We start from the raw sequence: 14,495 nt of genomic DNA on the forward strand, positions 1-14,495 counted from the left end.
TTTCCGGATGTCTTGAACGGTGCCTGTCCGGCGGGTCACCGAAGTTGAATGTTAACGTTGTGTATGCTGACGGATTGCCGACTGTCGGATGCGCGCAGGGGAAGACGGAATAGAATGGAGCGAGCTCGCAACGATCTGGCAATTGAATCCCAGTGGGTGCAAATCCGGGGGCAACTCAAGAAGGAATTTGGTGATGCCGCTTTCAGAAGCTGGCTGAAGCCGATGTCCCTCGCCGAGGTTCGTAACAGTGGGGTAGTACGTGTTGCCGCTCCGACAAGGTTCATGCGGGACTGGGTTGCTTCAAATTACGCCGCGCGTATCGAAGAGCTCTGGCGTGACGAGAATCCGAAAATCAAGGGTGTGGAAGTTATTGTCCGTCCCGGTCGCGCCGAAGATGTGGCCCGGCTGGAGAGCGAGGATGATGATGCGGGAAGCAAGCCTGCGTCTGCGCCGCTGCCGGACAGTGCCCCTGCCTCTGCCTATCGCCCGTCTGCGCGATATGATGAACGTACGGATATCAGCGCTTCGCTTGATCCGCGTTTTACCTTCGACAGTTTTGTCGTCGGCAAGCCGAACGAGTTTGCCTATGCGGCGGCGCAGCGTGTGGCCGAGGCCGGTGCGGTTACTTTCAATCCCCTGTTTCTGTATGGCGGTGTCGGATTGGGCAAAACCCATCTGATGCATGCCATCGCCTGGCATATTCAGAAACTCGCGCCGCATCGCAGCGTTGTGTATCTGTCGGCTGAAAAATTCATGTATCGCTTTATCCGGGCATTGCGTGAGCGCAATACGATGGATTTCAAGGAGCAGTTCCGCTCGGTCGATGTGCTGATGATTGACGATGTACAGTTCATCGGCGGCAAGGATTCGACCCAGGAAGAATTTTTCCACACCTTCAATGCGCTTGTCGATCAGGGCCGTCAGATCGTTATTTCCGCCGACAAGTCACCGGCGGCGCTGGAAGACATGGAAGAGCGGTTGCGCTCACGTCTGGGCTGCGGGCTGGTTGCCGACATCCATTCCACGACCTATGAGCTTCGTCTGGGCATTCTGCAGTCCAAGGCGGAGAAGATGGGCGTGCCGGTGCCGGACAAGATCATGGAATTCCTGTCTCACAAGATCACATCGAATGTGCGTGAGCTTGAAGGTGCCCTGAACCGGGTGATTGCCCATTCCCAGCTGGTTGGTCGCGAGATCACGCTGGAGACCGTTCAGGATGTTCTGCACGATCTGCTGCGGGCAAATGACCGGCGGGTGACGATCGAGGAGATCCAGAAGCGGGTTGCCGAACATTTCAATATCAAGTTCGCGGAGATGGTTTCTGCCCGTCGGGCCCGCGCTGTGGCCCGTCCGCGCCAGATCGCGATGTATCTGTCGAAGCATCTGACCGCCCGTTCCCTGCCGGAAATTGGCCGGCATTTCGGTGGTCGCGACCATACAACGGTCATGCATGCGGTGAAGAAAGTCGACGAACTTCGGGCCGCTGATCCAAGCTTTGCCGAAGACGTGGAACTGCTTCGGCGCATGCTGGAAAGCTAAAGGCCGGAAAGCGGCTGTTAGCTGCCGGTTTCCGCCTGCTTTCGCTTTTGACTTCGGTGATTTCTGGTATAGTCCGACTCGTCAGGCCAGTGACGAACGGCTTGGTCCTGCGGCCTGTTCAGGGGTCGGGGTTCCGATAACCACAAAGCATCCGAGACGCAATGAAACTGACGATCGAACGGGCGACGCTACTCAGGTCTCTCTCACATGTGCAGAGTGTCGTTGAACGGCGTAACACAATTCCCATCCTGTCCAATGTAAAGCTGTCGGCGGATCGTGATTCGCTGAGCCTGACGGCGACTGACATGGATATTGATATTGTCGAAACCACGCCGGCAACGGTGACGACGGACGGGGCGACAACGGCGCCGGCTCATACGCTGTATGACATTGTCCGCCGGTTGCCGGATGGCAGCCAGGTTGAGATCGAAGCGGTGGGTGAAAACCTGACCCTGCGCAGCGGCCGGTCGAAGTTCTCGCTGCCCTGTCTGCCGACAGATGATTTCCCGGCGACGACCAGCAATGACCTACCGCACCAGTTTGAGCTGGCTGCCGCTGATCTGCGGGCACTGATTGACCGCACGCATTTCGCCATCTCGACGGAAGAAACCCGGTATTACCTCAACGGTATCTATCTGCATGCAACGGAAAGCAACGGCGAGCCCGTGCTGCGTGCGGTTGCCACCGACGGTCATCGCCTGGCCCGTGTTGAGACCCCGATGCCGGACGGCGCGTCTGAAATGCCGGGCGTGATTGTGCCCCGCAAGACGGTCGCCGAATTGCGCAAGCTGATTGATGAAACCGGTACGGTGCTCTCGATCAGCCTGTCTGATACGCGTATTCGTTTCGCCTTCGACAAGGCGGTGCTCAGCTCGAAGCTGATTGATGGCACCTTCCCGGATTATCAGCGGGTCATTCCTGCAGATAACGACAAGCAGATGAGTGTTGACCGGCGCAGTCTGGTTGATGCGGCTGGCCGTGTTTCAGCCATTTCGACCGAGAAATCGCGGGCGATCAAGCTGGAGGTTCAGCCTTCCAATCTCATTCTGTCGGCAACCAGCCCGGATAACGGGTCGGCCACGGAAGAGGTCGAGATTGATTATGATTCAACCGCGATCGAGATCGGCTTCAATTCGCGCTATATGCTCGACATTCTCGATCAGATCAAAGGCGATCATGCATCTTTTCTGATGTCCGATGCGTCCTCGCCTACCATTGTCAGCGATAGCGGCGATGCTTCGGCGCTCTATGTGCTGATGCCGATGAGGGTGTGACGGTTTGGGATATGCCGATCCGGCCAACCGCGTTGATGACACGGCCCTGCCGCTGTCCATGACCGGACCTTCGGGGGGGCTGTCGGTTGACGATGTCACGGTAACGAATTTTCGTTGTTATGGCTTCGCCCGGTTGAAGGTGGCAGGACAGACAACGGTGCTGTTCGGATCAAACGGTGCCGGCAAGACGAACATGCTGGAAGCGATATCGCTGCTGTCACCGGGACGTGGTTTGCGGCGCGCAAAAATTGGCGATGTGTTGCGCAAGGATGCCGCGGAGACCGAAACCTGGGGTGTTTCCGCCGGAATTCGTACTGCTGCAGGCGAGATGAAAATTGGTACGGCCCGTGAAGTGACGGGCGATGGCCGTGAGCGCCGGGTGGTTGCGATTGATGGCGAGCCGGTCAAGGCACAGGCTGATCTTGGCCGCCATCTTGGCATGCTCTGGCTGACACCGCAGATGGACCGGCTGTTTATCGAAGGTGCTGGCGAACGCCGGCGGTTTCTGGATCGGATGGTTTTTGGTGCTGATCCGGAACATGCCTCGCGGGTCAATGCCTATGAAAATGCGATGCGCCAGCGGAACCGGTTGTTGCGCGAGGGTCGGGTCGACCCGGCATGGGTTGCGGCGATTGAAGAGACGATGGCCGGCCTCGGGATTGCGATTGCGGCTGCGCGTCAGGATATCGTGACTCGGCTGGCGAACCTCGCCGCGGATCAGGAATCCAGTGCGTTTCCGACGGCACTGCTGTCCTATGATTGTGAGACGGCGGGGCTGTTGCAGGATCGCCCGGCCCTTGATGCGGAACTGGCGCTGAAAGCGCGGTTGTTTTCGAACCGGTCGCTGGATGCCGCCGCCGGTGTGACCACATTCGGCCCGCATCGGGCCGATCTTGCGGTGCGGTTCGCCGCAAAAGACATGCCGGCAGCAGATTGCTCAACCGGTGAACAGAAGGCGCTGCTGATCGGTATCGTACTGGCGAATGCCAGAATGCAGGCGCGGCTGCGCGGATTTGCGCCGCTGCTGTTGCTGGACGAAGTTTGTGCCCATCTCGATGAAGGTCGGCGTGCGGCCCTGTTTGACGAAATTGACGAGATCGGTGCCCAGGCGTTTCTGACCGGCGCAGATCGTGTTCAGTTCAGTGCGCTGGAACGGCGCGCCTGTTTCGTGCGTATAGAAGATGCGACCCTTTACCCCCAACCGGATAGCTGAAGATCATGACTGGTGAAGAAAATACACCCCTGCCCATAGACCCGGAAGCTTATGATGCCGGATCGATCAAGGTTCTGCGTGGGCTCGAAGCGGTGCGCAAGCGACCCGGCATGTATATCGGTGATACCGATGACGGCTCGGGCCTGCATCATATGGTCTATGAAGTCGTCGATAATGCGATTGATGAGGCGCTGGCCGGACATTGCGATCTGGTGACCGTAACACTCAATGGTGACGGTTCCGTGACAGTGACCGATAATGGTCGCGGTATCCCCGTTGATATGCATGAGGAAGAGGGTGTGTCTGCGGCGGAAGTCATCATGACCCAGCTTCATGCCGGCGGTAAGTTTGACCAGAATTCCTACAAGGTTTCCGGCGGTCTGCACGGCGTTGGCGTCTCGGTTGTAAACGCGCTGTCAGATTATCTGGAACTGCGGATTTTCCGGGACGGCAAGGAACATGCCGTTCGTTTCGAACATGGCGATACGGTTGACCATCTGCGTGTTGTCGGCCCGGCAAATGGCCAGAAGGGGACGCATGTTACCTTCATGCCGGCCAGCACAACCTTCACCATGACGGAATTCGATTTTCCGACGCTGGAACACCGTCTGCGGGAACTGGCGTTCCTGAATTCCGGTGTGGCGCTGAAGCTGACGGATTCCCGTGGCGTGGAAGACACCGTCGTCGACCTGCATTACGAGGGCGGGCTGGCTTCTTTCGTCGAGTATCTGGACCGCAACAAGACATCGGTGACAGAGGGTGCCATCGTTGCTTTCGGTGAGAAGGACGGTATTACCGTTGAGGTCGCGCTGCAGTGGAACGAAAGCTACCACGAGAGCATGCACTGCTTTACGAACAATATTCCGCAGCGGGACGGCGGTACGCACCTCGCCGGTTTCCGTGGCGCGCTGACCCGTACGATCAATAATTACGCGACGAATTCGGGTCTGGCGAAGAAGATGAAGGTCTCGATCTCCGGCGATGATGCCCGTGAGGGGATGACATGTGTCCTGTCGGTCAAGGTGCCGGATCCGAAGTTCTCGTCACAGACCAAGGATAAGCTGGTCTCGTCAGAGGTCCGGCCGATTGTGGAATCGGTTGTGGGTGAAAAGCTCGACCAGTGGTTCGAGGAACATCCAAAAGAGACCATGAAGATCATCGGCAAGATTGTCGAAGCCGCCGCCGCCCGTGAGGCCGCGCGCAAGGCACGCGAACTGACCCGCCGCAAGGGTGCGCTGGATATCTCGTCGCTGCCCGGAAAGCTGGCGGATTGTCAGGAGCGTGACCCTGCGAAATCCGAACTGTTCCTGGTCGAGGGTGATTCCGCCGGTGGCTCTGCCAAACAGGGGCGTGATCGCTCGAATCAGGCGATCCTGCCGCTGCGGGGTAAAATTCTCAATGTGGAGCGGGCGCGGTTCGACAAGATGCTGTCTTCCGCCGAAATCGGCACCCTGATCACGGCGCTCGGCACCGGTATCCGGGATGATTTCAATATTGAGAAATGCCGCTACCACAAGATTGTCATCATGACCGATGCTGACGTCGATGGCAGTCATATCCGGACCCTGTTGCTGACCTTCTTCTATCGTCAGATGCCGCAACTGATCGAGAAGGGATATCTTTATATTGCTCAGCCGCCGCTCTATCGCGCCAAGAAAGGCAATTCCGAGCAGTATCTCAAGGATGAGAAATCACTCGGTGACTTCCTGGTCGATACGGGTATTCACGAGGCTGGCCTTACCCTGAATGACGGAACGCAGATCCGGGGTACCGACCTGCGGGCGATCGTGAATACAGCACGGGAGGCGAAAGGGCTGCTGGATGCAATCAGCCGGCATATGCCGGTACGGATTGCAGAACAGGCCGCGATTGCCGGGGCGCTGAATGCTGAAATGCTGAACGACACCGAGAAGGGTGCGGCCGTCGCGGGTTATATAGCCACGCGCCTGAATGCACTGGAAAGCGAATATGAGAAGGGCTGGGCCGGTGTCTCGGAAACAGATGGCCGTCTTATTTTCTCGCGCACGCTCCGTGGTGTGACGGAACGCTATGCGATTGATGCGTCCCTGATCCGCAGCAGTGAAGCCCGGCGTCTCGACATGCTGGCTGCTCAGTTGCAGGAATTCTTCGCCCAGCACGGGACGTTCTTCGCGAAAGATATGGAGCGGCGGATTGTCGGCCCGATTGATCTGGTCGAAACCGTCATGGAAGTTGGCCGCAAGGGCATCGCGGTTCAGCGTTACAAAGGGCTGGGCGAGATGAACCCGGATCAGCTCTGGCAGACGACGCTGGATCCGAATGCGCGGACCCTGTTGCAGGTGAAGGTCTCGATCGCGGATGAAGCGGATGAAATCTTCTCGACCCTGATGGGTGATGTGGTTGAACCGCGACGTGATTTCATTCAGACCAACGCCCTGAAGGTTGCGAACCTCGACGTTTAACCGAGCTTGCGGATGATATCTTCTGCCGCCTGCCTGCCGGACAGCCAGGCGGCAGTTGCCTGCGTGGCCCACTCCGGAATCACCGCCTCGCCGGCAAAGAAAAGCCGTTCTGCAACGGGCTGGCTGAGGGCTTGCCGGCTTTTCAGATTGCCGGGGGTGGCTGCGGCATAAGCACCGAGCGCCCAGGGGTCATCAGCCCAGTTCGTTAGATGCGTTTTGCGGACGGCCTTGCGGATATCGGAGCCAAAGACGGAGATCAGACCTTCCAGAGCTGCTTCAGTCGCGTCCTGATCCGTCAGCTTGTGCAGATCGCGGGCGTCCTCGCCGCCTGAAAAGGCAATCACCAGATCGGAGCCGAAAGGTTTCAGCAGATAATCCCAGATCATCGCTGTCTCGCTGCCCTGAACATAGAGGGTGTTTGTATCTGCATCCGTGATGCTGCCGGGCGCCAGCAGAAAACCGGTTTTCTCCAGCACGCCCATCGGCAGGGTCGTGATGGCGCTGTGTTTCCATTCCGGAAGCGCGGGCACAAAACGGAGATGCCCGGAAGCCAGCACGCCGGATGAGACGGTAATGACAATTGTTCGCGCCGTGAGGGTGCCCCAGGTGCCGGAGACGGCAACCGCATCGCCGCTCCAGTCGATCAGGTCGACGGGTTTCCCGAGTTCCACATCGACACCGCCAATACCGTCCAGAATGGCTTTGGCCATCCCGCGGGGGACCATGTATTCAACGCCGGTACCTTCCTGTACATTTACATCGGCGACCGACAGGGAACTGGTTTCGACACCGGCTTCCAGCGGGCCGAGACGGGCATGGGCAAGACGGTCGAACCGGTCATTTGGCGGGGACAACTCAGCGACTGACATGTCCCGCTCACCGCTCCAGCTTTCCAGACGGTCCTGCAGCATGCCATAGGCTTCTCCCGCGCTGGCATAGTCGCCGTCGCTTGCTTCCTGACCATCGAAATGCAGCCAGATGTCACGGCTGCCTTCATCCTGAACGTCGTAACCCGCCCCCCGGACAAGATCGGTCAGCGGGTTGATGTCAGCGCTATGCAGCCAGGCGCAGCCATGATCATAGGGGATGCCGAAGGTCTTGCTTTCGGTATAGGCCCGTCCGCCGATACGCGACCGGGCTTCCAGAACGGTCACCGAATAGCCCTGTTCCCGAAGCAGGCGGGCAGCCGTAATACCGGCAATGCCGGCCCCGATGACCACCACATCCCGGTCGGCGGAACGGGATGAGCGCAGCGGCAGAGCCGACAGACCGCTGGTCGCAGCAGCAGTGCCAAGGAAGTGACGGCGCGAGACTTTCGGTTTTTCAGACATGTCTGTTTATCAGGTCAGTACTGACGGTTCAGTCCGGGCATCTGACGGCGGCGCATCTCGGATGCCAGCAGGGTTTCGACATGACGGCCCTGAAACAACTGAATGCCGCATCGGTGGCCGAACTCAATGGCATCATTGTTGTCACAACGGCAGAGAATCACCCGCATGGCACCGTTGCGCTGAACGATGTCGCGGATTTTCTCCGGGGCGTCACTGTTGCTGGCTGCGGCCGCGCGCGGATCCCAGACGATCTTGAACATATCCGCCCCCAGCCGCTCGCGATCAATGAAGGGCAGGGTCATCTGCGTCAGGCCGTCAATGCAGATGCGATAGCCGCGTTCATGGGTGAAGTCCCGGGCGAACATATAGGCACCGAGATCACCAAAGATATCGACCTGCTGCAACTCGATGACAATGGACCCCCGCATGCCGGCCTTCACATTGTCGTCGAAGCTGAGAAACTCCTGAGACAGCAGGGTCGCAATATTGAGGTTGATCGAGATGTCGCCGGTGATCGAGCGGTCATCATTCTTGTTGAGCAGTGACAGCATCCGCCGGTCCAGGGTCTCCGTCAGATGTTGAAACAGCCAGCGGCTGGAGACCATGTTGACGTCCGGCAGCAAGGTATTGCGGAGGTCGGAAATGGAAATGAACAGCTCGGAAAAGACCGGTTGCGGCGGGGCCTGACCCACAATGGCGCAGACGGACTGTCGCCGCATCATGTTCGACAGGTCGGCGCGGCTGAGAGATTCCTCTACCTTGGCGAGGACCTCCGGCGTCATGTCCGTCCCTCTTGGCCGGTCATCAAACTTGGCGACTGCCTGTTCGGCTTCTTCCAGGACCCGGCGTTCGCGCTCTTCGTGAACGAATTGCTGCGCCAGCTTCAGAACCTGCTCATATTCCTGCTCGATATTGTACCAGGTCAGAAAATCCGCTGCTTCTCCGGAAAGGTCTTTCGACAGCAGTGAATCTTCGCTGAACAGAAAACGGATTCGCACCAGTGCAGATTCTGCTTCATCCATCGCCTCCATCTTGAAGACGAAAAACAGATCGGTATTGCTCAGGGTGAATATCTGGCCCATCCGGTTGCGAATCAGGGTCTCAAAGGCGTTTGCCGCAATCCGGACATGGTTTTCGCGCCGGTTCTCAGCCCGCAGGCGCGAGATATGAATATGCACGGCACGTCGCCCGGCCCGGTGGCGTTCCAGCCGGTGGACATAATCCAGCAACAGGTTTTCCTGGCTTGGCAGAACGGACTGCTGGGTTTTCGGCTGAGTTGCCATGATTTCAGCCCTCCGTCCGTTTCGGGCGCATCAGCTTTGGTGCGGTGATTTCGCGCACGGCGTTCAGCATCGGCGGATTCGGACATTCACGGGGCAGGGAGCCGCCGATGGCGCTGCGCCGGGTAACGCATTGCTGCAACGTGCACATCTGGCTTTTTTCGCAGGCGGCCATGGTCGTCGCCCCCAGCATGGCATCAATATACCGCCCCTGGAATTTCGTCAGTCCGAGGTCAATACCCCAGCGTACGGCATGTTCCGAGTCACAGCGTGACAACAGCACCCGCTCGCGGCCAACACGGTCGAGCAGCAGGGCAAACTCCTCGGCCCGGTCACCGATCAGCAGGTCCTTGACCTCGTTCGACCAGATGATCTTGACGATATCCGGTTCGAGTTCGCCGGGATCAATGAACTGTAGTGCGAGATGGTTGATGCCATCAACAATCACAGTAAAGCCGGCATCCCGGATAACCTTCCGTGCCCGGGTATATTCGGCGAGGTCGGCGAAGATATCGATGGGCTGCAACTCGACCAGTACACGGGCGCCCCCGTTATCCTGCAGCCTGTCGCAAAACACCTGAAACTCATCGGACAGAACGGTTGGTATGTTCAGATTGAGACTCATGCCCTCACTGGTCAGCGGAATACGCGACATGACCGACAGCATCCGGCGGTCCAGCGTCAGCGACAGATGCTGGAACAGCCAGCGGTCGGACAGCAGGTTGACCTCCGGCGCGACGGTGCGCTGGAGGTCCATGACGGAAACCGTGTATTCCTCGAACATGATACGGGCAGACCCCTGCACCATGGCGATATCAACGGCAGCCTGCTTGCGGATAATTCCGGCAATGTTGAGTTTCTGCAGCGCAAGATCGACCTTGGCCAGCCGGTCAGGATCCATCCCTTCCAGTTCGGCGGGCTGGTTTGCCTTGCGGGCACGGGCCTTGCGCGGATTGCGTTCTTCAGAGGCCAGCTCGGCAACGATACGCAGCCAGATTTCGTATTCCTGCAGCAGGTTGTACCAGGTGCAGAAACGGTCTTCACCGGAGACCGGGTCGGCAAAGGCGATGGGATCTTCATGAAACAGGGCGCGGAGCTTGTAGACGGATTCGTCAATATCGGCCATGCGGGTGTTCTTGGTCACCAGCATGATGTCGAGGTTGCCCAGCAGAAAGACCTGCGCGTCCATACGGGTGACGAGATGATCGAAGGTCCGCGTGGCGATCCGGATGAACTGTTCACGGCGGGGATGGGGGCGAAGGTCGGACAGGTGAATATGCACGGCGAAACGGCCCTGGCGGTCCTTGGCGATCCGGCGCGCGGTATCGACCAGAGAAGCTTCCTGGCTTTTCAGTTCATCATTTTCCCGCGACTGCACCGCGTAGGGTGACAGTACCATCTCGATATTCCCCGCAACTGACCGGGTTATTCTTCCCGGACAGACCTAACATAGTCCAGAGTGGGCGGTCATTAAACGGTCAGATACCATTTGAAACCGAAAGAAATGCAATAGATGAAGCCTATTCCGGGCAGCGGACCCTGAAACGCGGGTTTGAAGGGGCAAATCGGTGGTGGTAACGTCGTCTTCCTTTTCAGAAGTGAGACGAAAATCCTGATGCTGCAACGACGCAAGGTTCTGGTTACCGGCGGGGCCGGATTCCTGGGCTCGCACCTCTGTGCACGACTGCTGGATGATGGTTGTGATGTCCTCTGTGTCGACAACCTGTTTACGGGATCGCGCGATAACATCCTGCCATTGCTGCAGAATCCGCATTTTGAGTTCATGCGCCATGACGTGACCTTTCCGCTCTATGTGGAAGTTGACGAGATCTACAATCTCGCCTGTCCCGCCTCACCGGTGCATTATCAGGCCGATCCGGTACAGACCACGAAGACCACTGTGCATGGCGCGATCAACGTGCTGGGTCTGGCAAAACGCACAGGCGCGAAGATCTTTCAGGCATCGACCAGCGAAGTCTACGGTGACCCGGAAATTCATCCGCAGCCCGAAAGCTATCGTGGAAACGTCAATCCCATCGGCCCGCGTGCCTGTTATGATGAGGGAAAACGCTGCGCAGAAACCCTGTTCTTCGACTATTTCCGTCAGCATAAACTGCCGATTCGCGTTGCCCGTATATTCAACACCTACGGCCCTAACATGCATCCGAATGATGGCCGTGTGGTTTCCAATTTCATTATTCAGGCCCTGACGGGTGAGCCGATCACCATTTATGGTGAGGGCAATCAGACCCGGTCTTTCTGTTACGTGGATGACCTGATTGAAGGCTTCGTCCGGCTGATGACCCGACCGGATAATGTGACCGGCCCGATGAATCTTGGCAATCCGGGAGAGTTCACGATCCGTGAGCTTGCCGAACTGGTGATTGACCTGACCGGGTCGTCTTCGGAACTGGTGTTCCGGCCACTGCCGGAAGACGATCCGATGCAGCGCTGCCCGGATATCAGCTTTGCAAAGGCGGAACTGGGCTGGAATCCCACCGTTCCGCTGCGTGACGGGCTGGGCCGCACGATTGCCTATTTCGACCGTTTGCTGGCCGCGCAACCGGAGGACTGATGATGCAGGGTATCGACCGATGGCTGGCCGGCGAAGTGGCCGGAAAATCAACCTTCATGGTTCCGCTGGGTGAACGGCTGGAACTGATTGAACGGATACTGGATCAGCTGAAGACGGATGATATCAGCGACCCGTCTTTCGCCAGATCCCCTGAACTTCTGGCACCGCTTTTACAGGCGCTCAAACCTGTCAGGGACAGCCTGATGGATGGTAAAGGCGTTGTTGTCCTCACAGGCGTCCCCGTCGACCGGTGGTCGGTTGAACAGACCGCCCGTGCCTTTCGTCTGATCGGGGCCTGCTTCGGACATGCGGTTTCACAGAGCCGCCTTGGCGACCGGCTGGGGCATGTCACCGATGTATCCGGCACCAATCCGAATGAACGCGGCTACCGGACCAGCCGTGAGCTGCGGCTGCATACGGATGCAAATGATCTGGTTGGTCTGCTTTGTGTTCGTCAGGCCCGTACCGGCGGGCTGTCCCGCCTGACCAATGCGTTGTCTGTACATGATGCCATGCAACAGCAGGCGCCGGACCTGCTGGCCGAACTATACCGGGGATTTCCCTATCACTGGCGCGGGGAACAGCCGCCGGGCGAACCGGAAATCACCGATTACCGGGTGCCGGTATTTTCAGAATCCGCAGGACGGGTCAGCTGCGTTTATCTGCGTGAGCATATCACCTGGGCGGCTGAGGACGGGCATCCCCTGACCGACCGGCAGCAGGCGGCGCTGGTCTTGTTTGATGAACTGGCGGACAGCCCCGAACATTGCCTGCATTTTGCTCTGGAGCCGGGCGAGGCCTTGTTTTTCAACAATCTGACCACCCTGCATGCCCGCACGGCCTATGACGACTGGGATACGGCCGACCGCAAGCGTCTGCTGCTGCGCCTGTGGATCCGGGCTGATAATGCCCGTCCGGTCGTGCCGGAGATCGACAGGTTTTATCCGGTGGATGGTATTGCGATGGAAGCAGATGCCTCGACGATTTACGAGCGGAAAAGCGCCCGTCTTTAGAACCCGAACTGTCCGGCAATCCGGTTCGCCCAGCCACGATAACCTCTGCCGGATTTTCCTGCCGGCCTGTCGCCCAGTACCCAGTCTGCCACGGGAACGAAGAAGCCGGTTTTCCGGCGGTTCAGGATTTCTCCGGGCAGCAGCGGGCGGGCGCTTCTGGCCATGTTCTGTTTGCCGGGCCGCTGGCCGCTGGCGGTGAGCCTGCGGATATGCCGGAACAGGACCGGATCGACCAGAGGAACCCGGATTTCCAGCCCATGTGCCATACCGGCCCAGTCTGCATCCCGCAGCAACTGGTTCTGCATGTACCAGCCTGTCTCCAGTGCCTGAATCTGATCTGTCAGATTATCAATACCGGTACGGGTTGCCCGGAGGCGCTGTTCGATGGCAAGCATGCCAAGTCCTTCTGCGGCCATGTCCGGGTCCATGACCTGATCCAGCTCCCACGGCATGCGCAGGGCGCGGCGCAGCAGCCAGGCCCCCTCGGTTGTGCCACCATATTCAAACAGGCCGGAGATTTTCGGCGACCGCCCACGGAGCGGCAGGGCGCCGATAACATGACGGGCAGCAACGCCGAGCTTGCGTGACCCCAGCGCCATACGCGCCAGCCGTCTGATTTTCGGGACATCCGTGAAGGTGTCATAACCGCAGAACATCTCGTCTCCGCCAAGGCCGGAGAGCGCAACTTTCAGGCCCGCCCGCCGGGCGGCGCGGCTGACAAACCAGACATTCACCCCGTCGATGGTCGGCTGATCCATATCGGCTGTGATGGTTTCTGCATTGTCAGCAAATTCACGGGCAGATACCCGCTGGATATCATGGTCGCAGCCGTAATGACGTGCGGCAAGGGTTGCCAGCGGTACTTCGTCACGGGGCGTGTCGGCAAATTCCTCAAAACCCAGAGTGATGGCCCGGGCCGGATCGCCGGAAATTTCTGAAACCAGACCGGCGATGGTGGTTGAATCCAGTCCGGCGGACAGGAACAGCCCGACCGGGACATCGGCGACCAGATGGGCGGCGGCACTGTCACGCAATGCCGATGCCAGATCACCTTCGCCGGCACCCGGTCCGTTGATCTCTGTAGCCAGATCGAAAAACTTGCGGGGAGATGACGCCCCGTTGCGGCCAACAACCATGCTGGTTCCGGCCGGCAAGGCGATGATGCCCTGCCAGATGGTGAAGGGATCGGGGACACTGCCCAGCAGATGAAATCCGACCGCACCCGCCGCGGAGATATGACTGTCAACTTCCGGCCGTTCCGAGAGCGCCCGGGCAGAAGAGGCAACGCGAATTGTTTTGCCATCATCCGCAAGATACAGCGGTTTGATACCGAAGGGGTCGCGGGCCAGTATCATCTCGTGACGCTTCGGGTCCCAGATAGCGATGGCAAACATGCCTCGGAGCTTCGTGAAAGCGTCGATACCGTCGCGCTGATAGAGGCGCAGGATCACTTCTGTATCGCATTCAGTGTGGAACCGGATGCCGGCGGCCTGCAATTCACTTCGCAGCGCCTGGTAATTATAAATCTCGCCGTTATAGGTGATGACCGGATCATCGGGGCCGCCAGCCAGCATCGGCTGATGCCCGGAAGGACTGAGGTCAATGATGGCGAGGCGGCGATGTCCCAGACCAATCCGGTTGTTGGCGGACATCCAGTCGCCCGCGCCATCCGGCCCGCGTTTGGCCATGCGGTCACGGACAGCAATCAGCTCTGCCAGTGCGACCGGTGGCGCATCCGGGTGGTAGGCGAATATTGCGTTAATTCCACACATGACCGGCTTATAAACCGGCGCGGAAGACAGCGAAAGCGGATGCTTGGCAGGCTGGCA

Annotated in this window: 10 protein-coding genes; 6 read left to right on the plus strand and 4 right to left on the minus strand. The window is 58.7% G+C overall.

The annotated features are described in order from the left end of the window. Positions 1 to 114: 114 nt before the first annotated feature. From dnaA to gyrB, 4 genes are all read left to right on the plus strand, one after another. Positions 115 to 1,539: a chromosomal replication initiator protein DnaA gene (gene dnaA, locus GH722_08785; GenBank protein MRG71864.1), complete on the plus strand. Its 1,425-nt coding sequence runs from the start codon at positions 115 to 117 to the stop codon at positions 1,537 to 1,539. A gap of 161 nt (positions 1,540 to 1,700) precedes the next feature. Then, positions 1,701 to 2,813: a DNA polymerase III subunit beta gene (locus tag GH722_08790; GenBank protein MRG71865.1), complete on the plus strand. Its 1,113-nt coding sequence runs from the start codon at positions 1,701 to 1,703 to the stop codon at positions 2,811 to 2,813. Positions 2,814 to 2,871: 58 nt separating this feature from the next. Continuing rightward, positions 2,872 to 4,026 carry a DNA replication/repair protein RecF gene (gene recF, locus GH722_08795; protein ID MRG71866.1) on the plus strand — a complete coding sequence of 385 codons (1,155 nt, stop codon included), beginning with the start codon at positions 2,872 to 2,874 and terminating at the stop codon, positions 4,024 to 4,026. 5 nt (positions 4,027 to 4,031) lie between these two features. Further along, positions 4,032 to 6,467, plus strand: a complete 2,436-nt coding sequence (gene gyrB, locus GH722_08800; protein ID MRG71867.1) for a DNA topoisomerase (ATP-hydrolyzing) subunit B — start codon at positions 4,032 to 4,034, stop codon at positions 6,465 to 6,467. Here the strand turns inward: gyrB and GH722_08805 are convergent. The 3 genes from GH722_08805 to GH722_08815 are packed head-to-tail and all read right to left on the minus strand — an operon-like array spanning position 6,464 to position 10,477. Then, positions 6,464 to 7,798 carry an FAD-dependent oxidoreductase gene (locus GH722_08805; GenBank protein ID MRG71868.1) on the minus strand — a complete coding sequence of 445 codons (1,335 nt, stop codon included), beginning with the start codon at positions 7,796 to 7,798 and terminating at the stop codon, positions 6,464 to 6,466. The genes gyrB and GH722_08805 overlap by 4 nt on opposite strands. Before the next feature lie 14 nt (positions 7,799 to 7,812). Beyond that, positions 7,813 to 9,081, minus strand: a complete 1,269-nt coding sequence (locus GH722_08810) for a hypothetical protein (GenBank protein MRG71869.1) — start codon at positions 9,079 to 9,081, stop codon at positions 7,813 to 7,815. 4 nt (positions 9,082 to 9,085) lie between these two features. Beyond that, positions 9,086 to 10,477 (minus strand): hypothetical protein, encoded by a 1,392-nt coding sequence (locus GH722_08815; GenBank protein MRG71870.1) that lies wholly within the window; start codon positions 10,475 to 10,477, stop codon positions 9,086 to 9,088. A 216-nt stretch (positions 10,478 to 10,693) separates the two neighbouring features. Here GH722_08815 and GH722_08820 point away from each other — a divergent pair, with 216 nt between their 5' ends. Next, entirely contained in the window at positions 10,694 to 11,653 is a 960-nt protein-coding gene (locus tag GH722_08820) for an NAD-dependent epimerase/dehydratase family protein (GenBank protein ID MRG71871.1), read from the plus strand. Beyond that, positions 11,653 to 12,666: a gamma-butyrobetaine dioxygenase gene (locus GH722_08825; protein ID MRG71872.1), complete on the plus strand. Its 1,014-nt coding sequence runs from the start codon at positions 11,653 to 11,655 to the stop codon at positions 12,664 to 12,666. The genes GH722_08820 and GH722_08825 overlap by 1 nt, the downstream gene beginning before the upstream one ends. Here GH722_08825 and asnB read toward each other — a convergent pair. Beyond that, the gene (asnB, locus tag GH722_08830) at positions 12,663 to 14,438 is read right to left on the minus strand and encodes an asparagine synthase (glutamine-hydrolyzing) (protein MRG71873.1); all 1,776 of its coding nucleotides are present in this window, start codon (positions 14,436 to 14,438) and stop codon (positions 12,663 to 12,665) included. The two genes, GH722_08825 and asnB, sit on opposite strands and share 4 nt — an antisense overlap. Positions 14,439 to 14,495 lie beyond the last annotated feature (57 nt).

This window comes from Alphaproteobacteria bacterium HT1-32, assembly GCA_009649675.1.
In the GTDB taxonomy this organism is placed as follows: domain Bacteria; phylum Pseudomonadota; class Alphaproteobacteria; order Rhodospirillales; family HT1-32; genus HT1-32.

Coding starts and splice junctions, on each gene's coding strand:
- dnaA (MRG71864.1), top strand. CDS start 115: ATGGAGCGAGCTCGCAACGATCTGGCAATTGAATCCCAGTGGGTGCAA.
- GH722_08790 (MRG71865.1), top strand. CDS start 1,701: ATGAAACTGACGATCGAACGGGCGACGCTACTCAGGTCTCTCTCACAT.
- recF (MRG71866.1), top strand. CDS start 2,872: ATGACCGGACCTTCGGGGGGGCTGTCGGTTGACGATGTCACGGTAACG.
- gyrB (MRG71867.1), top strand. CDS start 4,032: ATGACTGGTGAAGAAAATACACCCCTGCCCATAGACCCGGAAGCTTAT.
- GH722_08805 (MRG71868.1), bottom strand. CDS start 7,798: ATGTCTGAAAAACCGAAAGTCTCGCGCCGTCACTTCCTTGGCACTGCT.
- GH722_08810 (MRG71869.1), bottom strand. CDS start 9,081: ATGGCAACTCAGCCGAAAACCCAGCAGTCCGTTCTGCCAAGCCAGGAA.
- GH722_08815 (MRG71870.1), bottom strand. CDS start 10,477: ATGGTACTGTCACCCTACGCGGTGCAGTCGCGGGAAAATGATGAACTG.
- GH722_08820 (MRG71871.1), top strand. CDS start 10,694: ATGCTGCAACGACGCAAGGTTCTGGTTACCGGCGGGGCCGGATTCCTG.
- GH722_08825 (MRG71872.1), top strand. CDS start 11,653: ATGATGCAGGGTATCGACCGATGGCTGGCCGGCGAAGTGGCCGGAAAA.
- asnB (MRG71873.1), bottom strand. CDS start 14,438: ATGTGTGGAATTAACGCAATATTCGCCTACCACCCGGATGCGCCACCG.